Here is a 232-nt window from a genome sequence, read left to right as displayed (position 1 = left end):
GGACAAGGCGAAGAGCGATCTCGCTCATGCCGAGAAGAAAGTCGTTGAAGAGCTGCGCAAGGCCCGTGAGTCCGCTACGGACGTTCGTGCCTCTGCTGAAAAGCAGGCTGCAGTGTTCCTCGATGAAGCTCGCGCCGAAGCCGCCCGCATCATTGCCCAGGCCCGTGAAGCCGCCGAAGCCGAAGCCGGCGTCGCAGCCCAACGCGCCAAAGAAGCCCTGCGCGATCAGGTC

General features: G+C 63.8%; 1 pseudogene. It reads left to right on the top strand.

The features are described 5' to 3' along the window. Positions 1–232 (top strand): annotated as a pseudogene (locus tag L6Q67_RS21780) (F0F1 ATP synthase subunit B); the annotation flags it as partial.

The organism is Zoogloea sp., from assembly GCF_023150065.1.
In the GTDB taxonomy this organism is placed as follows: Bacteria; Pseudomonadota; Gammaproteobacteria; order Burkholderiales; family Rhodocyclaceae; genus Zoogloea.
The sequence above is the reverse complement of the archived record's forward strand: the minus strand, read 5'-3'. Positions and strand labels throughout refer to the sequence as shown.